At 73.5% G+C, this 23,659-nt stretch carries 20 protein-coding genes; 16 read left to right on the forward strand and 4 right to left on the reverse strand.

Annotated elements, in window-relative coordinates:
* The first annotated feature begins 3 nt into the window (after positions 1 to 3).
* From EDD34_RS07785 to EDD34_RS07810, 6 genes are all read left to right on the forward strand, one after another.
* Positions 4 to 1,272 carry a sensor histidine kinase gene (locus EDD34_RS07785; RefSeq protein WP_246012646.1) on the forward strand — a complete coding sequence of 423 codons (1,269 nt, stop codon included), beginning with the start codon at positions 4 to 6 and terminating at the stop codon, positions 1,270 to 1,272.
* Positions 1,262 to 1,969 (forward strand): response regulator, encoded by a 708-nt coding sequence (locus tag EDD34_RS07790; RefSeq protein ID WP_123814066.1) that lies wholly within the window; start codon positions 1,262 to 1,264, stop codon positions 1,967 to 1,969. The genes EDD34_RS07785 and EDD34_RS07790 overlap by 11 nt, the downstream gene beginning before the upstream one ends.
* A gap of 91 nt (positions 1,970 to 2,060) precedes the next feature.
* Positions 2,061 to 4,253 (forward strand): helix-turn-helix domain-containing protein, encoded by a 2,193-nt coding sequence (locus EDD34_RS07795; RefSeq protein WP_123814067.1) that lies wholly within the window; start codon positions 2,061 to 2,063, stop codon positions 4,251 to 4,253.
* A 109-nt stretch (positions 4,254 to 4,362) separates the two neighbouring features.
* Positions 4,363 to 5,841 carry a hypothetical protein gene (locus EDD34_RS07800; protein WP_123814068.1) on the forward strand — a complete coding sequence of 493 codons (1,479 nt, stop codon included), beginning with the start codon at positions 4,363 to 4,365 and terminating at the stop codon, positions 5,839 to 5,841.
* 127 nt (positions 5,842 to 5,968) lie between these two features.
* Positions 5,969 to 7,996: a dynamin family protein gene (locus EDD34_RS07805; RefSeq protein WP_123814069.1), complete on the forward strand. Its 2,028-nt coding sequence runs from the start codon at positions 5,969 to 5,971 to the stop codon at positions 7,994 to 7,996.
* The gene (locus EDD34_RS07810) at positions 7,993 to 9,468 is read left to right on the forward strand and encodes a dynamin family protein (RefSeq protein WP_211341524.1); all 1,476 of its coding nucleotides are present in this window, start codon (positions 7,993 to 7,995) and stop codon (positions 9,466 to 9,468) included. Before EDD34_RS07805 ends, EDD34_RS07810 begins: the two co-directional genes overlap by 4 nt.
* A gap of 50 nt (positions 9,469 to 9,518) precedes the next feature.
* Here the strand turns inward: EDD34_RS07810 and EDD34_RS07815 are convergent, their stop codons facing one another.
* A complete protein-coding gene (locus EDD34_RS07815; protein ID WP_123814070.1) occupies positions 9,519 to 10,082 on the reverse strand; it encodes a hypothetical protein in 564 nt (187 codons plus the stop codon).
* A gap of 149 nt (positions 10,083 to 10,231) precedes the next feature.
* On the opposite strand from EDD34_RS07815, the gene EDD34_RS07820 reads away from it, so the two are divergent.
* The 7 genes from EDD34_RS07820 to EDD34_RS07850 all read left to right on the forward strand — a co-directional run bounded on the left by EDD34_RS07820 (position 10,232) and on the right by EDD34_RS07850 (position 15,154).
* Complete coding sequence (locus tag EDD34_RS07820) at positions 10,232 to 12,076, forward strand: Hsp70 family protein (RefSeq protein WP_123814071.1); 1,845 nt, start codon at positions 10,232 to 10,234, stop codon at positions 12,074 to 12,076.
* Positions 12,077 to 12,239: 163 nt separating this feature from the next.
* A complete protein-coding gene (locus EDD34_RS07825; RefSeq protein WP_123814072.1) occupies positions 12,240 to 12,692 on the forward strand; it encodes a hypothetical protein in 453 nt (150 codons plus the stop codon).
* Between the two features lie 31 nt (positions 12,693 to 12,723).
* The gene (locus EDD34_RS07830; RefSeq protein WP_123814073.1) at positions 12,724 to 13,104 is read left to right on the forward strand and encodes an MmcQ/YjbR family DNA-binding protein; all 381 of its coding nucleotides are present in this window, start codon (positions 12,724 to 12,726) and stop codon (positions 13,102 to 13,104) included.
* Between the two features lie 13 nt (positions 13,105 to 13,117).
* A complete protein-coding gene (locus tag EDD34_RS07835) occupies positions 13,118 to 13,348 on the forward strand; it encodes a hypothetical protein (protein WP_123814074.1) in 231 nt (76 codons plus the stop codon).
* A gap of 60 nt (positions 13,349 to 13,408) precedes the next feature.
* Complete coding sequence (locus EDD34_RS07840) at positions 13,409 to 14,110, forward strand: hypothetical protein (RefSeq protein WP_123814075.1); 702 nt, start codon at positions 13,409 to 13,411, stop codon at positions 14,108 to 14,110.
* Positions 14,094 to 14,657, forward strand: coding sequence for a DUF6529 family protein (locus EDD34_RS07845; RefSeq protein WP_123814076.1), 564 nt, complete (start codon positions 14,094 to 14,096; stop codon positions 14,655 to 14,657). The genes EDD34_RS07840 and EDD34_RS07845 overlap by 17 nt, the downstream gene beginning before the upstream one ends.
* A gap of 8 nt (positions 14,658 to 14,665) precedes the next feature.
* Positions 14,666 to 15,154: a Rieske (2Fe-2S) protein gene (locus EDD34_RS07850; protein ID WP_123814077.1), complete on the forward strand. Its 489-nt coding sequence runs from the start codon at positions 14,666 to 14,668 to the stop codon at positions 15,152 to 15,154.
* Between the two features lie 258 nt (positions 15,155 to 15,412).
* Here the strand turns inward: EDD34_RS07850 and EDD34_RS07855 are convergent, their stop codons facing one another.
* From EDD34_RS07855 to EDD34_RS07865, 3 genes are all read right to left on the reverse strand, one after another.
* The gene (locus EDD34_RS07855; protein ID WP_123814078.1) at positions 15,413 to 16,423 is read right to left on the reverse strand and encodes an SGNH/GDSL hydrolase family protein; all 1,011 of its coding nucleotides are present in this window, start codon (positions 16,421 to 16,423) and stop codon (positions 15,413 to 15,415) included.
* Positions 16,424 to 16,670: 247 nt separating this feature from the next.
* Positions 16,671 to 21,365, reverse strand: coding sequence for a S8 family serine peptidase (locus EDD34_RS07860; protein WP_123814079.1), 4,695 nt, complete (start codon positions 21,363 to 21,365; stop codon positions 16,671 to 16,673).
* 180 nt (positions 21,366 to 21,545) lie between these two features.
* A complete protein-coding gene (locus tag EDD34_RS07865) occupies positions 21,546 to 22,547 on the reverse strand; it encodes a hypothetical protein (protein ID WP_123814080.1) in 1,002 nt (333 codons plus the stop codon).
* Between the two features lie 168 nt (positions 22,548 to 22,715).
* Between EDD34_RS07865 and EDD34_RS07870 the strand changes: the two genes are divergently transcribed.
* From EDD34_RS07870 to EDD34_RS21585, 3 genes are read left to right on the forward strand one after another with little or no spacing between them, the layout of a single operon-like run.
* On the forward strand, positions 22,716 to 22,988 hold the full coding sequence (locus tag EDD34_RS07870) for a type II toxin-antitoxin system Phd/YefM family antitoxin (protein ID WP_123814081.1): 273 nt from the start codon (positions 22,716 to 22,718) through the stop codon (positions 22,986 to 22,988).
* Positions 22,978 to 23,394 carry a type II toxin-antitoxin system VapC family toxin gene (locus EDD34_RS07875; protein WP_123814082.1) on the forward strand — a complete coding sequence of 139 codons (417 nt, stop codon included), beginning with the start codon at positions 22,978 to 22,980 and terminating at the stop codon, positions 23,392 to 23,394. The genes EDD34_RS07870 and EDD34_RS07875 overlap by 11 nt, the downstream gene beginning before the upstream one ends.
* Before the next feature lie 20 nt (positions 23,395 to 23,414).
* The gene (locus EDD34_RS21585) at positions 23,415 to 23,642 is read left to right on the forward strand and encodes an NUDIX domain-containing protein (RefSeq protein ID WP_123814083.1); all 228 of its coding nucleotides are present in this window, start codon (positions 23,415 to 23,417) and stop codon (positions 23,640 to 23,642) included.
* The last annotated feature ends 17 nt before the right edge of the window (positions 23,643 to 23,659 follow it).

A 23,659-nucleotide genomic window follows, 5' to 3' on the forward strand; every position in this document is an offset into this window, starting at 1 on the left:
GACATGACCGGACCGCCGCGGCGGGTGCGTGCCTTCGACCGGCGCCACCCGCTGTGGTGGGACGTCCTCCTGGCGGCCGGGGTCGGCGCGGTCTCCGCCAACGCCACCGGCGAGCTGACACCGTCCGGGATCGCGCTGCTGCTCGTCGTTCACGGCGCCCTCGTCTTCCGGCGACGCAGCCCGCTGCCCGCACTGGTCGTCGCATCGGCCGCCGTCGTGGTCGCCGCCGGCGTCGCGGTGCTCACCGCGACGCCGGCGCCGTGGGCCTACCTCGCCGTCTGGGTGCTGCTGTTCGACGTCGGCCTGCGCGAGACCGGTCCACGGGAGGCGGATCCGCGTGAGCGCGGGCGGCTCGCCGTCGTCGCCGTGATCGCCGGCATGGTCACGCTGGCGGGCGCGGCCGGTGCCGGCGCCGTCGGAGTGATCGACATCGAGGAGCGGATCCGCGCGTCGGCCGCCGTCCTGGCGATGTGCGCGGCCTCGTTCCTCCTGGGGATGCAGATCCGCAGCCGGCGGGAACACCTGGCCGCGCAGCGTGCGGAAGCGGCGCGCAGCGCCGTCGTCGCCGAGCGTTCCAGGATCGCTCAGGAGATGCACGACATCATCGGGCACAACCTCTCGGTGATCACCTCGCTGGCGACCGGGGGAGCGGTGGCCGTCAGGAACGCCCCCGACGACGCCGCGGCGGCGTTCGACGCCATCGGCGCGGTGAGCAGGTCGTCGGTGCGCGACGTGCGGCGAGTGCTGACAGTGCTGCGGCACGACCGGAGCGCTGACGGAGCATCGCTCCGCCCGCAGCCCGGGCTGGACGACGTCGCCGAGCTGGTCGAGGCAGTGCGCGCCACCGGACTGCCCGTCAGCCTGAGACGTGAGGGCTCCCTCCGAGGCCTCTCGGCAGGGCGACAGCTCGCCGTGTACCGGATCGTCCAGGAATCCCTCACGAACATCCTGCGCCATGCCGCCGGGAGCAGCAGGGCCGGCGTCGCCATCCTCCGCGACGGCCCGGACGTGCTGGTCAAGGTGGACGACGACGGCCCGGCGGGTGTGGGCACCGGCAGCCGGACACCGGCCGGTTCCCACCCGGCGACCCGCCCCGGGCACGGCATCCTCGGGATGAGGGAACGGGCCGAGGCGTACGGCGGCACGCTGCAGGCCGGGCCCACGCGAGACGGCTGGAGCGTCCTGGCGCGCATCGGCGCGGACGGGAACGAGGAACGAGGACCGGGCGACGACGGGCGGGAACATGACACACAGGGGCGCCATGACAGGTGACGCCACGACGACGAGAGTCCTGATCGCCGACGACCAGGCGCTGCAGCGCCTGGGCACAGCGATGTTCCTGGGCGGACAGGACGGCATCGACGTCGTGGGCGAGGCGGTCGACGGACACGAGGCCGTCCGGCAGACCGAGCAGCTTCGGCCCGACGTCGTGCTCATGGACATCCGCATGCCCCGCATGGACGGCATCGCCGCCACCCGTCGCATCATCGAGCCCAAACGCGATCCCGGCAGCGGTCCCTGGGTCCTGCTCCTGACGACCTTCGACATCGACGAGTACGTCCTGGCCGGCCTGGAGGCCGGCGCCAGCGGATTCCTCACCAAGGACGCCGAGCCCGCCGACCTGCTCTCCGCGATCCGCGCGGTCGCGGCGGGCGATGCCGTCATCGCACCGAGTGCCACCCGGCGGCTGCTCGGCCGGCTCGCCGCGCGCACGGCGGACACACCGGCGACGGCCACCGACGAACGGATGCGCGCCGAGGCCGTGGTCCGCCGGCTCACCGAGCGTGAACGGGAGATCCTGCTCGCCATCGGGTCGGGGATGACGAACACCGAGATCGGCCGCGAACTCCTCCTGGCCGAGTCCACCGTGAAGAACTACGTCGGGCGGATCTTCACCAAGATCGGCGCCCGCGACCGCGTCCATGCGGTGATCACCGCGTTCCGTGCGGGCCTCGTCAGCGCCGACTGACGCGCGCCCGGGGCGGGTGAGCCGCCGAGCGCCCGCATTCTGTTCCCCCAGGCCATGGACTCGGCCCCCACCGACCGCGACACTTGTCCCCGTGGTGGTGGTCATCGGCGTCGACGGGTCCGGACGGACCCATCACCTGCATGCCGTCACACGATCGGCGGGCAGTGCGCGGCACGCCGTCCCAGACGCGGACACGCTCGCCGAGCTGCTCGCCCGCACCGGCTCGGAAACCGGACCGGTGCTCGTCGACGACGCCCACCACTACCCGCCCGATCTCCTGCGTCGGCTCACGGCCGCCGCGCGTGCGGGCACCCCGGTGGCCCTGTCACGCCGGCCCGGGATCACCGACCCCGCGCTGGCCGAGCTCGACGGTCTGGCGGCGCGCGACGGCGTCGTGCAGTGCGACCCGCTCCGGCCCGACGACGTGGCACGGCTCGTGGCAGAGCGCACGGGTGCACGCCCCGGCGCCGCGGATGCCGCCGCGCTCGTGGCGGACACCTGCGGCCTCCCCGCACTGGTGGTCGCGCTGGCGGACGGTGACGGCCCGGTACCCGCCGCCCTCCGCGGCCGCGTGCAGCGGGTCCTCGCACGGCAGCCGGGGACCGTGGCCGTCGCGCGTGTGCTCGCCGTGACACACGACCTGGGACCGTTCCCGCACGCCGGGCTCGCCGAGGCGGTCGGTCTGGCGCCCGGTGCCATGGCGGCCGAGCTGCGCGCCCTGCGGGAGTCGGGACTGCTCGCCCCGGGCGGCGAGCGGCTCGTTCCTGCCGTGGCGCGCGCCGTCGCGGCGGACCTGACCCCGAGCGAGCGGCAGGACCTGGACCGTGCGCTGTCCGGTGTGGCCGCGGTTCGGGACCGGACCGTGCTGCACGACGCCGTCGCCCTCGCCCGGTCCGGCCGCACGGCCCGCGCGGCGCGGGAACTCGAGGGCGCCGGCGCGACCGGCCGCCTCCTGGCGGTGCCCCTGCTCGCGGCGACGGGGACGGTGGCCGCGGCCGGCCCGGACGCCGGGCAGGCGGACGAGGCCGCACCCGCGCTCCCGGGAGAGGGGCTCCACGGGCCGTTGGCGGGCAATCCGCACCTTGAACGGCTCGCCCTGCGCATGGCGGAGGCCGGCGGGCTCCTGGCCGAGCCCGCTCGCGCCCTGCCGCTCTTGATCGAGGCCGCCGAGGAGCTCGACCGCTCGTCGGCCGAGCCGCCCCTGCCGGACACGCCCCACGCGATCGGCGCGCTGGTCGCGTCCGCCGTGGGCGACCTGGCGACGGGCCGCCGCCTGCTCGACGACGCGCTGTCGGCGGGCTCGGGCGGGCCGGGCCACGCGCGGCGGCACCGTCTGCTCGCGGGCTGGGTCGCCCTGCGGGGTGGCCGGTACCCGGAGGCTCGGGCGACGTCGGCCCCCGGCGGGCTGCCGGGGGACACCGCGAACGACGGCCGCGACGTGCTCCTGTCGGTGTGCCTGCGGGCCGGCCTGGCACGCCGGTCGGGGGACGTGGCCGCCGCTCGCGCCGCATGGTCCGACGCCGAGCACCTGCTCGCGCGGGAGGCCGTCGACCTGCTGCACGCCGAGTGCGTGGAGGAACTGGTGGTCGCCGCCGCGCGGGCCGGCAGTGCCGAGCGGGCCGACGGCGTCCGCGCCACCCTCCGGGAGTACGCCGTCGTCCTCGGCTCGGCGACGTGGACCGCGCTGCTGGCATGGACCGACCTGCATGTGGCGGTGGTCGGCGACGACGTCGCCTCGGCCGAAGCGGCGGCGGTCGAGCTGGCCGAACTGGCCGAGCTGCGCGACGCTCCGGGCGGCATCCCGGCCGCACACGCCCCGACACGCCCTCCGGCCCGGCTGGCCGCTCAGGCCGCCGCCGCCCGGTGCTGGGCCGACGCGCTGGCCGGCCGGGTCGACGGCGACGATGTGGTCTCGGCGGCCGACGCCCTCCAGGCGGCCGGGCTGCCGTGGGAGGCATCCCGTCTCGCCGGCCAGGCGGGGGTGCGGACGCCCGACTCCGCCCTGGCACGCCGCCTCCTGGAGCGGGCGAGGGAGTTCCGGCAGGGCTCGGGGCCGAGCGACGCCCGCTCGGTCCTGTCCGAGCGGGAGATCGAGGTGGGGCGGCTGGTGCTGGCGGGGCGCACGCACCGGGAGATCGGTGCCCAGCTTTTCGTGTCGCCCAAGACGGTGGAGCACCACGTGGCTCGGATGCGCACCCGGCTCGGCGTCTCGACCCGCGCGGAGTTCCTCGCCGCGCTGCGCGAGGACCTCGGGGACGCGCAGCCCGGGACGATCCCCCCATGACCCCTGGGGTACGCGAGGGAAGTCCCCGATTCGGCGATGCCCGCCTCGGGCCGAGGCTTGTCGCGGAGGCCGGGACCACCGGCCACGACGCGACATGGAGGGCAGACGGATGGACGTTCAGGAGATGCTTCGGGAGCTCATCGAGTGGATCCGCGGTGACCGTGAGAACGCTCTGCAGTTCGCGCAGGAGCCCGCCGGGACGCTCGCGGCCCGCGGGATCACCGAGGCCGACCTGTCGGAGGCCGACGTGTTCGAGGCCGCACGAGAGGCCGGCGTGGACGGCGTGAGCCAGGAGGGCTTCGAGTCGTTCACGGCGAACGTCGGCGACGGGGGCGACGCCGTGTCCAGCGCCTCCGACGGGGAGTCGGGCTTCGGCGCCGGCAGCACGGGCGGCTTCGGTCGCGGCGAGGAGGGTTTCGACGGTGGTGGCGAGGGCGGCGGGCGGTTCGACGGCCCCGGCTTCGGCGGGCCGGGCGGTGGGGGTGCCGGCTCCGGCGCGGTCCCGGGTGCGGGTGCGAGCACGGGCACGGGTGCGGCGCAGTCCCAGGGTGCGACCCTGGAACAGGTCACGCAGCACGTCAGCTACGTGACCCATACCGTCTACGAGGGCGACGAGTCCGTCACCACCATCATCGACCGCTCGTTCACCGACGAGTCGCGGAATGTCGAGGTGGACGTCGACGGCGACGTGGACGGCTTCCTCGGACTGGACCTGTCGTCCCGCGAGGAGACGGCGAACGCCTTCGGCGAGGGATCCGCCGCGGCCACCGACGGCGACGCGACGGCGGTTTCGGGCGACGACAACGTGCTTGGCGAGGACAACACCGTCACCTCGGGCGACGGAAACGCCGTCGGTGAGGACAACACCCTCACCTCCGGTGACGAGAACGTCGTCGGCGAGGACAACCTCGTCGCGTCCGGGGACGGCAACGCCCTCGGCGAGGACAGCACCGCGGTCTCCGGCGAGGGCAACGCCGTCGGCGAGGAGGCCGTCGCGGTCTCCGGGGACGGCAGCGCCGTCGGTGACGACAACACGGTCGTCTCCGGCGAGGAGAACCTCGTCGGGGACGAGAACGTCACCGGCGACGAGAACGTCGTGGGCGAGGAGAACGTCGTCGGTGAGGACAACACCGTCGTCGAGGACGTCGACGGCCAGGTCAACACCGGTGACGACGCCGCGCTCGCGCAGGTCGAGGAGGGCAGCGCCACCCAGAACACGGGGTCGTTCACCGGGATCCAGTCCGGCGACGACACCGACGTGGAGTCGGGTGCGCTCGGCTTCGGCGAGGGCGATGTCTCCGGCGCGCAGGACGTGGAGGTGTCCGACGGCGGGGCGTTCTCCACCGGCGGCGACGCCACCGGCAGCTTCACCGACACCGACGTCACGCAGGTCGAGGCGAACACGACCACCGAGATCACGCAGGTCGAGGCCAACACCACGACCACCGAGATCGAGACCACCGAGATCGACACCGACATCGAGACCACCGAGATCGACACCGACATCCGCGCGGACGTCGACACGGCCATCGAGAACACCGAGATCCGGACCGACATCGACGACAGCGAGATCGAGATCGCCGGGTGAAGGACCGTCCGACGAGCACTTCCGCGGTGCCGGCGGACCGGGCGTCAGCCACGGTCCGCCGGCACCGCGCGGTACCATCCGCCGGGCGCCGAGCGCCGGCCGGGCCAGACGCTTCTGAGGAGGGATCATGACTCGCACCGAGGCACCCGTCGTGGACGGCACGCCTCCTGTCGGTGCACCATCCACCGGCGGCACCGGCGGCACCGGCGGCACCGGCGGCACCGGCGGCACCGGCGGCACCGGCGGCACCGGCGGCACCGGCGGCACCGGCGGCACCGGCGGCACCGGCGGCACCGGATCGCCCGCCGCCTCGGGGGCGCCCGCGGTCGACCGCGCCAGGGCGGTCGTGAACCTCGGCCTGGAGGCCTGCCGGGCCTACGGCCGCGAGGACCTCGCCGCGCGCCTGGACACCGCGCTGGCGACGCTGGACGACCCGCGCGTGCACGTGGTGGTGGTCGGCGACTTCAAGCAGGGCAAGAGCTCTCTGGTGAATGCGCTGATCGGTGCCGAGGTCTGCCCGGTCGACGACGACGTCGCCACGGCCCTTCCCACCTACGTCGAGCACGGCGAGACCCGGTCGGCCGAGGTCCTGTGGGCCGGCGACCCGCCCCGGCGCGAGCCCGTCGACCTGGAGGCCGCCGCGCGCGTGATCATGGAGCAGCCCGAGCCGTCCGATCCGTCGGCCCCGGCGGCCTGGCCGCACCCGCCGGGCCCGGTGGACACCGGCCCCGTGCGCCCGTCCGGCGTCGTCGTGCGACTGCCGCGGACCCTGCTGCGCGGCGGCCTCGTGCTGGTGGACACCCCCGGCGTGGGCGGGCTGGAGTCCGCGCACGCCGCGGCCAGCCTCGCGGCGGTGACCATGGCCGACGCCGTCCTCTTCGTCACCGACGCCTCCCAGGAACTGACCGCCGTCGAGGCCGAGTTCGTGCGCAAAGTGCGCGACAGCGGCCCGGAGCTGGTCTGCGTGCTGACCAAGACCGACCTCTACCCCGCGTGGCGCACCATCGCCGACCTCGACCGGGGCCACCTCGACGACACGGCACCCGGCGTCCCGGTGATGCCGGTCTCCTCGGTGCTGCGGTCCCGCGCGGTCCGTGCCAAGGACAAGGAACTGAACGCCGAGTCCGGGTTCGGCGACGTGGTGCGGTTCGTGTCCGGCCGGGTGACCGACGGCGCCGCGCGGAAGGTCGCGGCGTCGGCGGCCACCGAGGCGGCCCAGGTCGCCGACCAGATCGCCACCCAGTTCGAGGCGGAGGACGCCGTCCTGGCGGACCCGGACCGGGCACGCGAGGTCATGGCTGATCTGGAGCGCGCGCAGGCCCGGGCCGCCGAGCTGCGCGGATCGGCGGCCCGGTGGAACCAGACCCTCTCCGACGGGGTCACCGACCTCACCGCCGACGTCGACCACGACCTGCGCGCCCGCGTCCGGCGGCTGATCGACGCCGCCGACGACTGGATCGAGCGCGCCGACCCCGCCGACGCGTGGCCGCAGCTCAAGGCATGGCTGGAGGCCGCCGTCGCGCAGGAGATGGTGGCCAGCTACACCCTCCTGCGGACACGCGCCGAGGAGCTGAGCGAGCAGGTGTGGACCCACTTCAGCGAGGCCGCCGAGCCGGTGCTCTCGGACCTGGCGGTGCGCACGCCGGAGCAACTCCTCGCCCGGCTGGACGTGCGACAGCGTCTCGACCTCGCCCGGATGAGCGTGCGCAAGCAGGCTCTCACCGCGCTGAAGGGCTCCTACCTGGGCGTCCTGATGTTCACGGCACTGGGCGGCCTGATCGGGCTGTCCCTGGGGCCGGTGGCCGTCGGCATCGGCCTCGCGATGGGCCTGGGCAGCCTGCGCCAGGAGAAGAAGCGGCAGCTGGAGAACCGCCGCGGCCAGGCCCGTAACGCCGTGCGCCGGTACTGCGACGAGGCCGCGTTCCGGGTCGGCAAGGACTCGCGCGACACGATGCGGCGGGTGCAGCGGCAGCTGCGCGACCACTACGCCGCCCGGGCCGACGAGATCCAGCGGTCCACCACCGACTCGCTGCGGGTGGCCACCGAGGCCGCGCGCCGCGACGAGAAGGATCGTGCCCGGCGGCGCAAGGACATCGCGGCCGAGCTGGGCCGCCTCGCCGAGCTGCGCCGTCGTGCCGAGGCGGTGACGGCATGATCCCCGTACCGGGACCGACCCTGCTGGACCGCACGCGCGCCGCCGTCGACCTCGCGCGCGAGGCGTACGCGGGCACCGAGCACGCGGCGCGGCTGGAGGCCCTGCGCGGCCGCCTGGACGAGCCGCTGCGCGTCGCCGTCGCCGGCCGGGTCAAGGCCGGCAAGTCGACGCTGCTCAACGCGCTGGTCGGGGAGCGTCTCGCGCCCACCGACACGGGCGAGTGCACGCGGATCGTCACCTGGTACCAGGACGGGCACACCTACGGCGTCACCGCCGGGCTGCGCGACGGCAGTCGCGCCGACCTCACCTTCCACCGCGACGAGGGTGCGCTGGAGGTCGACCTGGGCGGCCTGGCCACCGGCGACGTCGAGCGGCTGGAGGTCACCTGGCCCTCGCAGGCGCTGCGCACGTGGACGCTGGTGGACACGCCGGGGATCGGCTCGCTCGACCCGTCGTCGACGGAGCGCACCTGGGACCTCCTGGCCGACGACGAGACCCCCGCCGACGCCGTCGTCTACCTGATGCGCCACCTGCATCCCCAGGACGTGGCGTTCCTCGACGCGTTCCACGACACCGAGGTGTCCCGCCCGAACCCGGTCAACGCGATCGGCGTCCTGTCGCGGGCCGACGAGATCGGCGTCGGCCGCCTCGACGCGCTCGCGTCGGCGCGCCGGATCGCCGGGCGCCTGCGTCGCGACGACACCGTGCGCCGGATGGTGCAGACCGTCGTCCCGGTGGCGGGCCTGCTCGCCGAGACCGCCGCGACGCTCACGGAGGACGAGGTGGCCCGGCTCCGCCTGGTCGCGGCGCTCCCTGCGGCCGACGCCGACGACCTGCTGCTGTCCGCCGACCGGTTCGTCGCGCGGCAGCCCGGACTGGGCCTGACCGATCTCGAGCGCACCGGCCTGCTGGAGCGGTTCGGGCTGTTCGGCCTGCGCCTGGCGACGGTGCTGCTGCGCCAGAAGACCGTCACGACCGCCACCGAGCTGGCGCGCGAGCTGATGGCGCGCAGCGGTGTGGGGGAGCTGCGCGCCGTGCTGGACTCGCTGTTCGTCGGCCGTCGCGACGTCCTGAAGGCACGCTCGGCGCTGCTCGCCCTCGACGCACTGGTCGCCGCCGAGCCGGTGCCCGGGAGCGACCGGGTGGCGACCGTCCTCGAGCAGGCCGTGGCGTCCGCGCACGCGTTCGCCGAGCTGCGGGTCCTGTCGGCGCTGCGCGCGGGCTGGGTCACCGGCCCGCACGAGGCGCTGACCGACCTGGAGCGGCTGGTCGGCGGCGACGGCGAGACCGCGCACCGCCGGCTCGACCTGCCCGCGGACGCCTCCACGGCCGACGTCACCGATGCCGCCCGCGGCGCACTCGACCGGTGGACCCGGCGCGCGGAGAACCCGCTCAGCCGGCGCGAGCTCGTCCTGGCGGCGCGGGTCGCGGTGCGTTCCGTCGAAGGACTCCTGAACGGGCCGAGGTCATGACCCGCGCCCGCCGGACCGATCGGGCGCGGGGTGGTGGCCCGGGGCCCGGCTCAGAGCGGGATATCGGTGTCCGGGCCGTCCTGCGCGTCGAGCTCCGCCGGGTCGAAGGTCTCGTCGGGTGCGTCGGTGCCGAGGACGCCCAGGACGAAGTCCTCGGGGTCCCCGGGGTCCTCGGGAAGGGACGGGACATCGGCCGGACCGGCGCTGTCCGCGTCGTCGTCGGCCGGCCCGTCGTCGGGCAGCACGGCGTCGTCGTCCCGCGGGCCTGCTCCCGCGCCGAAGGCGAGGGCTTCGACCGGCCCTGCCTCGCCGTCCGGCGCCGGGCTCGCGGCCGGGGCGGACGCGAGCAGCGCGAGCCCGTCCGGAAGCATCTCGGCGGCGTCGAGGTCGCCCGGGTCGACGAAGCCTTCCGGACCGTACGCGGTCGTGAACGCGGACAGATGCTCGGCGACCGCCGCGGGTGCGGTGTCCGTGAAGCTGGCCACGGCCTCCACGACGAGGTCGCCGGGCAGATCGTGGCCGGCGGCCCGCAGCGCCTCGACGACGGCAGACGGGTCCTCCCCGCTGCCCGTGACCTCGCGGAGCACGTCGTGCACCGACCTGTTCTCGTCCACGACATCACTGTAGAACGCGTGGCGGGCGGAGGCTTCGGGGCATTCCCCCGTCTGCCCCCCGCCGTGCCAGGCGCGGCCCCGCACGATCAGCCCGCCACCTCGACCCGCACCGAACCCGCGCGCAGGCGCGTCACAGAGAGATAGGGACCATGGACACATCGACCACCTACGCGCTGGGCATCGACCTGGGGACCACGTACACCAGCGCCGCCGTCGTGCGCGACGGCCGGGCCGAGATCGCCACGCTCGGCAGCCGCGCCGCGGTCATCCCGTCGGTCGTGCTGCTGCGCGACGACGACACGTTCCTCACGGGCGAGACCGCCGACCGGCGAGCGCTGACCGAGCCGCAACGCGTGGCGCGCGAGTTCAAGCGGCGTCTCGGAGACCCCACGCCCCTGCTGCTCGGCGGGGCGCCCTACTCGGCCGAAGGGCTCACCGCCCGGCTGCTGCGCGCCGTGATCGACGAGGTCGCGGCGCGTGAGGGCGGTGAACCGTCGGCCGTCTGCATCTGTCATCCGGCGAACTGGGGCCGGTACAAGCTGGACCTGCTGGAGCAGGCCGTGCGCATGGCGGGCATGCAGCAACCGGTCACCTATGTCTCCGAGCCCGAGGCCGCCGCCGCGTTCTACGCCCTCGGCCGGCCGGTGGCCCCGGGCGGCACGGTCGGGGTCTACGACCTGGGCGGCGGGACGTTCGACGCCGCCGTGCTGCGGCGTACCGAGACAGGATTCACGATCCTGGGCCGTCCGGAGGGCGTCGAGCGACTGGGCGGGATCGACATCGACGCCGCGGTCCTGGACCACGTGCGGCGCGCGACCGGCGGCGCGCTGGACGACCTGGATCCCGAGGACGCGGCGGCGGTGGCCGCCGTCGCACGGCTGCGGGAGGAGTGCGTGTCGGCGAAGGAGGCACTGTCCTCGGACACCGACGTGACCATCCCCGTCATCCTCCCGGGCCTGAGCACCGAGGTCCGGCTCACCCGCGCCGAGCTGGAGGCGATGGTGCGGCCGCTGCTGCTCGAGACGGTCGCGGCGCTGCGGCGGGCGCTCACGTCGGCGGGAGTGGCCCCGGAGGAGCTGGACGCCGTCCTGCTGGTCGGCGGGTCCTCACGGATCCCGCTGGTCGCCCAGCTCGTCGGCGCCGAGCTCGGGCGGCCCGTGGCCGTGGACGTCAATCCGAAGCACGTGGTCGCCCTCGGTGCGGCCTGGCTGGCGCTGGCGCCGGGCGCGGCGGCCCCGGCCGTGCCGGACCGTACGACGACGGGCGTGGCGGTCGCCGCGGTAGGGGCGGCCTCGCACGCGGAAGGCCTCCCGCCGGCCGGTGACCCGCGGGAGCAGCCGGCCGCCGTCGCGGCGGGGGTTCCGGGAGGACCGTCCGCATGGCAGCGCCTCCCGCGCGCCGCGCAGATCGCCGTCGGCGCCGCGCTCGCGGTCGTGCTCGGGGTGGGGGCGTGGGCGCTGGTCCCGTGGCCCGGGCAGGAGCTTGCCGCGGCAGGCCCGGACGATGCCGGCTCCTCGGACAGTCCGACGCCGTCGGGCGACGTGACGCCGTCGGCGTCCCCCGAGCCCACGGAGACCGAGCCGGAGCTACCGCCCGCCCAGGAGTGTTCCGAGGAGATCCTGGCCAACGAGCGCTGGGTGTGCCTCACCAGTGCCACGGTGGCGGACGGCGAGCTCGTCGTGGAGTACGAGGCCGAGTGGGCGGGCGGCGTACCCGACGAGGAGGTCGGTTTCCACGTCCACTTCTACGGCGCGGACGAGACGGGTACCGACCCGGAGGCCGCGGTCATGGGGACCCAGGCCACCCACGCCGGGTCCTACTTCTTCGACGCCCACGAGCCGGTGGTGCGCTCGGTGGACAGCGTGGACTACGTGATGCTCGGTGACGCCCCGCTGATCTGCGGTCGCATCGCCTTCGCGAAGAACCACAAGCTGGTCTCCGACGCCGACGGTGGCTACGACACGGGCAACTGCTGGCCGATCGAGAGGACCTGAGTGGCGGCCCCGGGCTGTGGGCGACAGCGCCGGGCGCCTACGGCCGGGATTGTGGATGAGGAAGGTTCCTTCCGGCGAAGAGGACGACGACGACCTTACGGCCGAATCGTGACGTATCCGCTTTGATAGGTGGATGCCATCGATTCGACGTCAGGAGATCTCGATGACCCAGGGAGCACAGGTCGGAGCCGTCTACCGGACCAGCCAGGATCTCCTGGACGCTGATCTGCCGCACCTCGCCGTCGTCGTCGACGCCCGTGGGTACGCGATCCAGCGGGACGCGGACGGCAACTGGTACAGCGTGGCCTCCGTCAACTCGTCGGACCTCGTGGGCGCCTACACCCTCGTCCATCTGCCCGCCGAGCCGCTGCCGGCCACGTCCGGGTCGGTCGTCATCACCGAGGCCGGCACTCCGTTCATGCGCCGCTGGGGTGCCGAGGCCGATGATCGCTCCCGACCCGACCGCTGGATCGGGCCCGACGGGGTCACGCTGAGTGACGGGGACCTGCGTGGCCTGGGCATCGCGCGCACCTGGGACGCGGGAACCGCCGACGGCACGACCGCGAACGGGCGGCTCCGGGATCGATCCCCGGCAGCGTCACGCCGGCGCCACTGACGTTGTCAGTCACTGGTGCAAGACTCCTGGGGTGAGCGAACGTGCACCCGTCCCGACCGACGTCGTCCTCCGAGTAGCCGCCATCCTCGAGCGGCTCCCGGAGTGCCACGAGCACGACGCCTGGACCGGCGTCGCCTGGAAGGCCCGCGGCGCGACGGTAGGGCATGTCTTCGGAGGAGAAGACGGCTTGGTCCGGATCACGTTCCGTGCCGAGCCCGACGAGGTCCTGGCGTTCCAGCACCTCGGACCGCAGTACTTCAAGGCGAGCTGGGGCAGCAACGTCGTCGGCATGGTGCTCGACGAGCGCACCGACTGGGACGAACTGGCCGAGCTGCTCACCGACTCGTACTGCATCCAGGCGCCCCAGAGCCTGGCGGCGCAGGTGCACCGGCCCGCGCCGGAAGCGCGCTGAGCAACCTGATGAGATGACGTACCACGCGACGGTCGAGACCTGGGTCCGCGAGTACGAGCGGCTCCGGCGCACCGCGGCGACGGCCGGTCTCGAGCCCGCGCCCGGGTCGTGCTGCCGGGGGATTTTTCAGCTCGCCGGCCAGGTGCGCAGCCTCAGCTCGGATCACGTTGCCGTTCTCGATTGTCACGATTTCATCTGGTTCTCGCCGTCCTCTGTTCAGCGCCGGTCACCGTCGGTACGCTGAGCGCGAAATCGCAAGTGCCAGCCCAGTCTCAGTCCGATCTACCGCGACGAAGGGTCGAGGATGTCCCGTAACGGACCACTGATCACCTTGCTCGCCGGTGGTGTGCTCGGTGTCGGGCTGCTCGTGGCCGGCATGGCCGCGACGCCCGCGGAACCGGCGGTCGACGACACGCAGGACGCCGGCTCCTCGCAGACCCCGGCGACGCCGGCCGCGGCCGGCGAGTCCGCCGAACCCTCGCCGTCGGCGGCCACACCCGAGCCGGAAGCCTCAGAGGAGACGCCCGAGCCGGCGAGCTATGTCGGCTACGTCGACGGCGAGCATGCGTCGGTGGCCGTGGTCATCGACGGGGCCGAGGCGATCGCGTATGTCTGCGACGGCGCGAGCATCGAGGCGTGGCTGAAGGGGACCGCGGCCGACGGGCGCGTCGAGCTCACCGGCGCACGGGGGACGCTGTCCGCCGCGTACGACGAGTCCGCCGTCACGGGCGAAGTGGCTGTCGACGGCCTGACCTGGACCTTCGACGTCGCACAGGTCGCCCCACCGGACGGGCTGTATCGCTTTGCCGACACCGTGTCCGGGGCCGAGGTGGTGGGCGGCTGGATCGTCCTCCCCGACGGCTCGCAGATCGGAGCTGTCAACATCGACGGCGAGACACAACCCACGGACGGGATCGACCCCGCCACCGGCCAGGTCACGATCGAGGGCACGGCCGTGACGGCCGAGCTCCAGGTAGACGGGAGTTTCGATGAACGTGGCGAGTGAAGCCGGCACGCCCGACCGCAGCGCGTCGCTGCTGCTCGTACCATTCCTCGTCGGTGCGGTCGTCTCCGTCGTGCTGGGCGTGTACGGGAACGTGCACGCCCCGACCGGGGTCGCCGTCAACGTCGCGGGCTTCTCGGGCCCGCTCGAGGCCAAGGTCTGGCTCGCGTCGGCCGCGCTGCTGCTCGCGATCGTGCAGGTGGGTTCGGCCCTGGTGATGTACGGCAAGATCGGCCCGTCCGACCCGCCGCGCTGGACCGGCGCGGTGCACCGCTGGTCGGGGCGGGTGGCGTTCCTCCTGACCATACCGGTCGCCGTCCACTGTCTTTATGCGCTCGGGTTCCAGGCCGCGACGCCCCGTGTGCTCATCCACTCGGCCGCCGGGACCCTCTTCTTCGGTGCCTTCACCGTCAAGATGCTCGGGCTGCGGCTGGACGGTCTGCCGGGCTGGGCGTTGCCCGTCCTCGGCGGGACGTCGTTCACCCTGCTGGTAGCCCTCTGGTGGACGTCGTCCCTGTGGTTCTTCACGACATTCGGCATTCGATTCTAGGAGGCGGCATGTCAGGAATCACTCCCAGGGCGGGAACCACTCCGAGGCGGCACGTGCTGGTGCTCGGCGCCGTCGGTGTCGTGAGCGCGGCGAGCGGGTGTGCGGTCTACGGCGTCGACGACGAGCAGGCGCCCCCGGTCGACCCGCCCGAGGGTGACGGCACGCCCGAAGGCGAGGCGGGCGGCGGAGCAAACGTCGTGGCCGGCACGGGCGACGTCGAGGTCGGCGGGGGTCTGATCCTCGCCGACCAGCGGATCGTGATCACGCAGCCGACCGAAGGCGACTTCAGAGGCTTCTCGGCCATCTGCACACATCAGGGGTGCACCGTGAGCGCGGTGCGCGACGGCACCATCGACTGCGCGTGCCATGGCAGCAGGTTCTCGATCGAGGACGGATCGGTGGTCCAGGCCGCGTCCGGTCTGACGCCGGAAAGCCAGGACCCGCTCCCCGGGGTTGCGGTGTCGGTCGACGGGGACCAGATCAGCGTCACCGAGTAGCACTCCGACGCACCAAGAACCTCGTTCGTGCGATCACTCGGGGGCAACGGCTTCCTCGTGCGCGGCCACTGCCGTGGAGGCGGTGGCCGCGCACGCCGGTACTCCCTCGGCTTCAGCAGCCGTAGCTGCGGATCCGGACCGACCAGACGGGTCCGGTGGACCGAGAGGTCGACCGCCCGCCGGAGGTGAGACGTCGTTCGTGCCCGGGAACCCGTCAGGCGTCGTCGATCGCGGACCCGGGTCGGTGGCTCGAGCTGGTCACCGCACCTGAGCCCACCAGGCGTCGAAGTCGACGCCCCGTTCCTCCGCCAGCTCCCGCAGACCGGCCTTGGTCGGGGGCTGGAAGAGCTTCGGCTCGATCTTGCGGTCGGCGGCGGCGTACTTGCGCTGAAGCTTCGCCTGCTGCTTGGCGTGGCTCTCCGCCTCGGCGACCACTGCCTTGGTCGCCGTGATGCTCGCACCGGTCAGCACACCGCTGACCAGCGGCGTGTAGCCGTTGGCGTGGCCGAGGCGGTTGGGGTGGTAGGACTCCTGGATGGGGTTCGAGAAGCCGTTGATCCACTCCGTCGAGTCGCAGACGGCGTGGCCGGTGAATCGGTTGACCGGGTTGACGAAGGTGAACCCCTGCGCGGCGGCGGCCGTCGCGGTGATCGAGTTGATGTGCGTGACGGCGTCGTTGAGCGCCGCCTGGTCCGACGGGCTGAAGAAGGTCAGCAGGTTGCAGTCCTCGCCCATGAAGATCTTCGGGTAGCCGACGACGACCACCTCGGCGCCCGGCGCCCTCGTCCTGATGGAGGCGTAGAGCGCGTTGAGCCGGCCGGGGAGGGTGTTGGTGATGAACGCCCGGCCCGCGGCGACCGCACCCGCGCAGTCGCTGGCCCACGCCGGGAGGGCGCACTCGGTGAGCACGTCGGCGAATCCGGCGTCGTTGCCGCCGACCGAGACGGTGACGTACCTCGTGTTCGAGTTCAGCGCGCTGAGCTGGCTGTTCGTCACGTCGGCCACGACCGCTCCGGAGCAGGCCCGGAAGTTGAGGCTGTAGCCCTTGGCCGCCGCCGTCAGGCTGGCGAAGGCGTAGGTCGAGCGCAGGCACTGGGTGCCGTCGTCGATGTAGCTCCTGGTGCCGGTGCCGGAGGAGTAGGAGTCGCCAAGGGCGACGTAGGACTCGCCGACGGCGTACGACGGCGTTGCGGGCGTCGTCACCAGCGCGACCGTGGCAAGGCTCGTCGCCGCCACGGCGGCGACGATGCGCAACAGACTTTGCTTCATGGGGCAGCTCCCGAAGGTCGGTCGAGCCACTCGGACGTGACTCGATCCCTCCCTTTATAGGAAATTTCCCCTGAAAGCACAATATCCGGCAAAAGAATCTTCAATGTTCAGGCGGCGGGTCCCGGCTCGCCGTTGCGGGGAAGGCCAGGCGGGTGGGTCGGCAGAAGGTGAGGTGGTCGGTGCCCCGGGGCACCGACCACCTGACCTTCTGCCGACCACAGCACCAGCAGCAGCGCCCGTGCAGCCGCTAGCGGCGCTTGACCTCCAGGGGCGCCGTCGCGTCCGAGGCACCCAGGTCCTCGGTGCCCTCGTACTCCGCCGTGATCGTGTGGTCGCCGGCCCGCAGGAGCGGCGGCACCAGCACGTCGGCCTTCCCGCCCCGCAGTTTCACGGTGCGCTCGTACGGGTGCCGGTCGCCCTCACGGCCCACCGTGACGGTCACCCGGCCCGACGGGGTCTCGTCGTCGGCGGACACGGTGACCTTCACCCGGAACGGCTCCAGCGGGCGGACCGAGGACGGGGCCTTGATCTGCGTACTGGTCGCCGCGGGCAGCAGGTCGTCGGGCACGAGCTCGCTCACCGCCGTGCGGTGCACGCCGCCCTCGTCGGCCCCGGCGTAGACCCACGCGCCGTCGGGGCTCACGGTCAGGGAGCGCACCGACATCGCGGTCAGGTCCTGCGACGCCGATGCCCACGTGGCGCCGCCGTCGGCCGAGACGAACACCCCGGCGCCGTTGGCCGCCAGCCCGTACGGGCGCCAGCGGGCGGCGCCCGCGACCAGGAGCTCGGTGCCGGCAGCCGGGCCGTCCGGCACCTCGATCGCGACGAACGTGCCCACGGAGGCGGACGTGTTCGGCACCTCGGCGTCGGCGAAGGTCTCCCCGCCGTCCGTGCTGACCCGGATGCCCGGTGCCTCGCCGATCACGACGTGGTCGGTGTCGGCGGGGTCGACCCAGACCGAGCGGACCTCGTCCCGGGTCAGCCGGGTGATCGTCCTGCCGAGGTCGTCCGACCGGTACAGGCCGGACGTCGTGGCGAGCCAGAGCCGGCGCTCGTGGGCCGGGTCGAGCACGACCTCCTGGACCAGCACCTCGTGGGCGTAGCTGGTCCACGTCTCGAAACCGTCGGTCGAGACCATGAGGCCGGTGTCGATGAGCGAGGTGTAGCCCACCGCGACCGTGTCCTCGGCGTGCGGCGAGACGGCCAGCGCCGTCGGGCTGAAGCCGCCCGCCGGGCCCACCTGGGCGAGGTCGGCGTCGGACTCGCCGGCGGCGGCAGTCAGGATGCGGCCGCCGCCGAACGCGTTGGTGCCGATCGCCCAGACGGTGCGGTCGCCCAGCGGCGACTGCGTCACGTCGGAGACCAGGCGGCCGACGACGCCCTCGGCGCCGATCGAGCCCCAGTTCTGCTCGTCGGGGTCCAGGTCGGTGAGGGACCGCTGGTGCAGGCCCTCGGCGTCGACGGCGCGCAGCACGGCCTCGCCGTCGGCGTCGGCCCCGGCGTGCACGCCCGTCACGTCACTGCCGGAAACCCCGGACCTGGTCCACTCCTGACCGTCGTCGGTGGTGTAGATCCCGGCGTTCTCCATGGACATGACGATCTGCTCGGCGGGCGTGCCGGGCCAGTGGTCCACGTCGGTGGCCAGCGGGCCGGTCACCGGCAGCGGGTGGGTCTGCCACGTCTGACCGAGGTCGGTGCTCGTGCTGTAGGAAGACAGGCCCGAGGCGTACACGGTGCCGTCGGTCAGCGTGGTGACGGTGACGTAGGACTGCCCGGTGTCGGCGCCCTCCGTCCAGGTGGCCCCGCCGTCCGCCGAGGTCATCGAGACGCCGTCCCCGCGGACCAGGACGGCGGTGGACCCGTCCGCGACGACGCCCTGGGGCCGGTCGACGTACTCGGTGGTGACGTAGGGCTGCGTGACCTCGCTGCCCCCGGTCAGGGCGTCGGCGATCCGGTAGACGCCGTCATAGGTGGCGATGAGCAGATCGTCACCCGCGAAGGCGGCGTTGTAGACGAGGCCGTTCCAGGCCGGGGCGACGCGGCGCCAGCGCCGGCCGCCGTCCTGGCTGAGGTAGACGCCGTCGTCGGTGACCGCGGCCAGGGCGTCGCCGTCGGCGAGGAGCTCGCTGATCGCGACGTCCGGGAACGGCAGCACGGTCCAGGTCTCGCCGGCATCGGGCGTGTGCACGATGCGGCCGGAGTAGCTGGGGTCGAGGGTGACCCTGCCGGACGCGCCGTTGAGGGCCACGTAGAACCCACCGGGCGTGCTCGTGTCGGCCACGGGGCTGCCCCAGCCGTCGGCCACCGGCATGCTGCGCACGCGCTGCCACGTCTCGCCGAAGTCAGTGGTGACGAAGGGGTGCACGCCGGTCCCGGCCATCGCGAGGCCGGTCCCCGGCGTGGTGGGCGAGGTGGCCAGCTCGCGGGCCGTCCCCGTCAGGCCGACCTGCTCCCACGCGCCGGGCTGGTCGGTGCCCTCGGACTGCACGCCGCCGGTACCGGTCAGGGTGCGGCCGGTCACCGTCGCGCGGGCATGGAGCGCGTAGGTGCCGGGCTCGTCCAGCGGCACGGTGCCGCGGTACCAGCCGGGGCTGGTGCTGAGGGGGGTCAGGGCGGCGGCGTACTGCTCGCCGGACGGTGCGGTGGCCCGCACGGTCGGTGCCGCCTCGGGAGCCATCGGCGTGTAGACGAAGACCTCCGTGGTTCCGGTCGCGAGCGAGGGCGAGGCCTGCACCCGCAGCGGCCGAACGTAGGTGGCGTACGGGATGCGCACGGTGGTGCCGTCCGAGACGGTGCCCACCACGACGCCGGAGGTCTCGCCGTCGACCGAGCCGGCGTCGGGTCCGCTGGTGTCCGGGGTGACCGTGAGATCGACCGACGCACTGCGGCCGGCCGGGATCCTGACCTGACGCGTGGAGAGCTCGGCCTCGCCGGTGCTCGCCGCGGCGGGCTTCGCCGCCAGCTTGACCGTCACGGCCTTGGCGCCGGAGTTGCGCAGCACGACCGTGCTGGTGCGGGCCGGGTCGGCACCCATGTCGGCCAGGCCGAGGGAGAGGGCGTCGGGTGCGGCCGTGACCTGCTGGTCGACGGCGGCGGCGACGTCCAGCTTGCCGCCGCCCTGGGCGGACGGCGACACGTCGGCGTCGTCGGACCCCAGGGGTTGCGCGCTGCCGATGAGGGTCGCGCGGAGCTGCTCGGCGCCCTGCTCCGGACGCGCCTGCGCCAGGAGGGCGGCGGCCCCCGCGACGTGCGGCGCGGCCATCGACGTGCCGGACATCCGGTACTGGTCGCCGTCCACCCCGAGCTCCGCCGGGACGTCGGACATGATCTCGAAGCCGGGCGCCACGATCTCGGGCTTGAGCGTCATGGCGTCGCTCGGGCCGCGGGAGCTGAAGTCCGTGATCGTGTCGGTGCGGTCGACCGAGCCGATGGCGCCGCGCGCGGTGCCGGCGGCGACCTCGTCCTTGAAGGTCTGGTACTGGGCCGAGGCGATGTTCATCATGACCAGGGACTCGCGGCGCAGGTCGAACCCGCCGCCTGCCAGCACGTTCGCCGACCCCAGGGGTCCCACGCCGCCGCCGTCGCCGGCCGGGTCGGTCGGGCTCGGCATGTACAGCAGGGCGCCCACGGCGCCGTGCTTCTCGGCGAGCTCGGCCTGCAGCAGGTGCGGGATCTCCACCTCGCCCAGGGACGTCGTGGTGAAACTCTGCATGACGACGATCGCGCCGCGCACGTCGCCCGCCTTCTCGTAGTCCTCCTCGTCGAAGCCGTCGCCGACGTCGACCAGGCGGGCCGTGATGCCCTCGGCCGGCGGGTTGGCCGACATCGGGAAGCGCGTGACGTCCAGCGGCCGCGGGTCGTCGCCCTCGGCCGTGCCGTCCAGCGTGAGCGTCGGGTCGGCGACTCCGGTGACCTGCGCGCCGACGGCGATGACGCCCTCGGCGGCCGCCGGGGAGCTCACGCTCTGGCCGTACGGCCCGGAGTTGCCGGCCGCGGCCACGACCACGACGCCCTGCCGCACGGCGGCGGTCGACGCACGGCCCAGCGGGTCGGTGCCGTCACCGGGCGTGCCGAGGCTCATGTTCACGACGTCGGCCGGGTACTCGCCCAGCGGGTCGGTGGCCGCCTCCAGGGCGAGCAGCAGGTCCTCGGTGGTGCCGCCGCCCCTGGCGTCCATGGCCTTCCAGGCCGTGAGCGTCACGTCGGGCGCCATGCCGGTCAGGTTGTCCCCACCTGCGCCGACGATGCCTGCCACGTGCGTGCCGTGCATGTGGTCGTCCATGGGGTCGGCGTCGTCGTTGACGAAGTCGTACCCGTCGGCCACGCGGTGGCCGGGGCCGAACCCACCGCCGAGATCGTCCAGCGTGTAGTCGATGCCCGTGTCGATGATCGCCACGGTGCGGCCGTCGCCCGTGACCGTGGTGCCGTCCGCGTCGTCGCGCTCCCACACCTGCGGCGCGCCGGTGGCGGGGATGTTGGCCTCGTCGCCGAGGATGCGCACCGCCGCGCTCTCGGTCACCCGCGCGACGTCGGGCGCGGAGCGCAGCTCGTCGAGGTCCGCGGGGTCCACGGTGGCGACGACCGCCGACAGCAGCCCGGTGACGGACTCGGGCTCGGCGAGCTCGACGTCCTCGCGCTCGGCCCAGGAGGTGACGCCCTGCTGCGCCTCCTCGACCTGATCGACGGCCGCGCGGTAGTCCGCGGCGAAGGCGCTGCGCGCCCGGGTGGAGCCGGACCCGGTGCGGGCGGCGGCGACTGCCTCCTGGCCGACGACGTCGGCGGCGGTGGGGGAGTCGAGCTCGATGATGACGCGCACAGGATCGGCGTCGGGCGCGGCGGCCGGGGCCGCGACGGCGGCGCCGGGTGACAGGACCAGTGAGGCCGAGACGAGGGCGCTCCCGAGCAGGAGACCCCGGCGTCGGCCGGAGGGCAGAGGTTGCATGAGGGCTGTCTAGCCCGCGATCCGTGATGGAGGCAATGCCAGAATGGCCGGATGCGGCCACTGGCCGGTACCGGCCGCAAGGTTTTACGCGGACGTCACGCGTGAGGGCATTTTTCACCCCGTCCTGCGAAGGTGTCGGGCACCTAGGTCACCCAGGGGCCCTGAGCGTCCGACACGTCGTCAGAGCCAGCCCTTGCGGACCGCCTGGACCCCCGCCTGGAAGCGGTTGGCCGCGCCGAGCCGGCGCAGGAGGTCGGCGCTGCGGCGGCGCAGCGTCCGGTCCGAGAGGCCGAGCTCGCGCGCGATCGCCCCGTCCTTGGCCCCCGAGCCGAGCAGGGCGAGCAGCGCCCGGTCGTCCTTGCCCGGCCCGCGGTCCGGAGGAGCGGTGCCCTCCAGGCTGTCGGCGGTCGGGATCTCGACCGCGTCGGCCCACACCGCCTCGAACGCGGCGCACAGCAGGTCCACGAGCGGCCCGCCCTCGACGACGACGGCGGCCGGCCGCTGCGGGTCAAGGGCCGAGCCGACCAGCGCCGTGCGCCGGTCGGCGATCGCGAGCTTGGTGGGCAGCGACCGCGCGATCCGGGCCTGCTCGCCGACCGACGCCGCGTGCCGCAGCTCCGCCCACGCACCCGGCAGGTCCAGCACCTCCGCCGCGTACACGGCCCGCCACCGCACCCCGCGTGCCAGGGCGAGCGGCTCGACGGGGTTCTCGTCCGCGAGGACGTACGGGGGCCGGTCGAACGCCATGAACTCGCCCGTGACCTCGTGCTCCATCCGTGTGTACCAGGCGCCGATCAGCGCCGGGTCGTCGATCACGTGCACCCCTGCGCCCGAGCCGGCGGCGTCGGACGTCTGCTCGAACAGGCCGGCCAGGTCCGGGATCGTGGAGCGGACGCGGTCGAGCTGCGCCGCGGTGCGGTCGGTCAGTGCCCGAAGGGCCACGCGCGGGTCCACCGCGGTGTACTCGCCGTCGCTCCCGCGCGTGCGGTTGATCAGGCCCGCGGCGCGCAGCCGCGCCAGCATCCCGGCCGGGTCGGTGCCCTCCAGCGGGACGTCCGCCCCGACGTCCTCCACACGCACCGTGCCCTGCGCGAGCACGTACCGGTAGACCAGCCGGGTGTCGTCGTCGATCCCGACGGCGTGGAAGTCGTTGTCGGGATCGGGCTCGAGATCGGGGGGCATGGGGGTCAGCGTAGGTGCCGGGAAAGGCCCGGTGCTCCACCCCGCACGTCTGACCTGCTGGAGTGCCCACCGCCCGGAACTCACACCGAGAAGTACTGGCACTCCGGGTGGTGCAGCACGAAGGGGCAGGACATAGAAGTATCTTCTATTTTGTGGGACGCTAGCCTCATGCGAGCGATCAGTATCACGGAGCTGAACCAGCAGACCTCCCGGGTGATCCGCGACGTGCAGGAGGGGGAGCACGTGGAGATCTCAATGCACGGGCGTGTGGTCGCGCGGCTTGTTCCCGCCACGGAGCAGGTGACGTGGCTGGAGCGCAAGAAGGCCGAGGGCCGGATCACGCCGCCGTCGGCCCCGGACGCGCCGCTGCCCGATCTCGTCGCGGTCCGGTCGGGCCTCTCGCTGGACCAGCTCATCGACGAGTCCAAGGGTGACCACTGACGTGGCGTCGTACATCGACTCGTCGATCGCGTTGCGCATGATCCTGGACGACCCCGGTAGCAAGGCCGTGCGCGCCTGGTGGACCGCGGCGCGGAACGCGGGCGAGGAGATCTACGCCTCCAAGCTGCTCCAGGTGGAGATGGCTCGCGTGCTCCAGCGTGAAAAGCTCTCGCTCGCGCTGAGCATGCCAGTGCTCTCCGCGCTCTGGCTGATCGACATGGACGACGACGTCATCCGCGCCGCTTCGACGATCAGTACCGGCAAGCACCTCCGTTCGCTCGACGCCATCCATCTGGGCACGGCCACGCTGCTGGCGCCCGACGGAATCACCGTGGTCACGCACGACATCCGCATGAGGGAAGTCGCGGACGGCCTGGGACTCACGGTCATCGATCCCGCCGAGTAGCGGGCCACGAGGAGGGCCGGTTGGTCCTGATCAAGCGGACCAAGCCGGGGTATGACCCGTATTGGACCTCGCCCGGTGGCGGTGTCGAGGAGTCGGACGCCACGGTCGAGGACGCACTGCGTCGGGAGTTGGCCGAGGAGCTCGGTGCGACGGCCGGCGGGTACCAGCAGGTGTTAGCTCAAGGAGTTCGTGCTCGCGAACCGCGAAGCGCTGCTCGCGGAGGCGGGGTTCACGGCCTGACGAAGTAGTCATCCTTCCCAGACGA

It is taken from the genome of Myceligenerans xiligouense (genome assembly GCF_003814695.1).
Taxonomy (GTDB): Bacteria; Actinomycetota; Actinomycetes; order Actinomycetales; family Cellulomonadaceae; genus Myceligenerans; species Myceligenerans xiligouense.

Bases quoted from the DNA above. Each gene is read 5' to 3' on its own strand.
- EDD34_RS07835 (WP_123814074.1), top strand. From the start codon at position 13,118: ATGACGTACCACGCGACGGTCGAGACCTGGGTCCGCGAGTACGAGCGG.
- EDD34_RS07865 (WP_123814080.1), bottom strand. From the start codon at position 22,547: ATGCCCCCCGATCTCGAGCCCGATCCCGACAACGACTTCCACGCCGTC.
- EDD34_RS07850 (WP_123814077.1), top strand. From the start codon at position 14,666: ATGTCAGGAATCACTCCCAGGGCGGGAACCACTCCGAGGCGGCACGTG.
- EDD34_RS07790 (WP_123814066.1), top strand. From the start codon at position 1,262: ATGACAGGTGACGCCACGACGACGAGAGTCCTGATCGCCGACGACCAG.
- EDD34_RS07820 (WP_123814071.1), top strand. From the start codon at position 10,232: ATGGACACATCGACCACCTACGCGCTGGGCATCGACCTGGGGACCACG.
- EDD34_RS07785 (WP_246012646.1), top strand. From the start codon at position 4: ATGACCGGACCGCCGCGGCGGGTGCGTGCCTTCGACCGGCGCCACCCG.
- EDD34_RS07825 (WP_123814072.1), top strand. From the start codon at position 12,240: ATGACCCAGGGAGCACAGGTCGGAGCCGTCTACCGGACCAGCCAGGAT.
- EDD34_RS07860 (WP_123814079.1), bottom strand. From the start codon at position 21,365: ATGCAACCTCTGCCCTCCGGCCGACGCCGGGGTCTCCTGCTCGGGAGC.
- EDD34_RS07810 (WP_211341524.1), top strand. From the start codon at position 7,993: ATGATCCCCGTACCGGGACCGACCCTGCTGGACCGCACGCGCGCCGCC.
- EDD34_RS07840 (WP_123814075.1), top strand. From the start codon at position 13,409: ATGTCCCGTAACGGACCACTGATCACCTTGCTCGCCGGTGGTGTGCTC.
- EDD34_RS07845 (WP_123814076.1), top strand. From the start codon at position 14,094: ATGAACGTGGCGAGTGAAGCCGGCACGCCCGACCGCAGCGCGTCGCTG.
- EDD34_RS07870 (WP_123814081.1), top strand. From the start codon at position 22,716: ATGCGAGCGATCAGTATCACGGAGCTGAACCAGCAGACCTCCCGGGTG.
- EDD34_RS07855 (WP_123814078.1), bottom strand. From the start codon at position 16,423: ATGAAGCAAAGTCTGTTGCGCATCGTCGCCGCCGTGGCGGCGACGAGC.
- EDD34_RS07800 (WP_123814068.1), top strand. From the start codon at position 4,363: ATGGACGTTCAGGAGATGCTTCGGGAGCTCATCGAGTGGATCCGCGGT.
- EDD34_RS07805 (WP_123814069.1), top strand. From the start codon at position 5,969: ATGACTCGCACCGAGGCACCCGTCGTGGACGGCACGCCTCCTGTCGGT.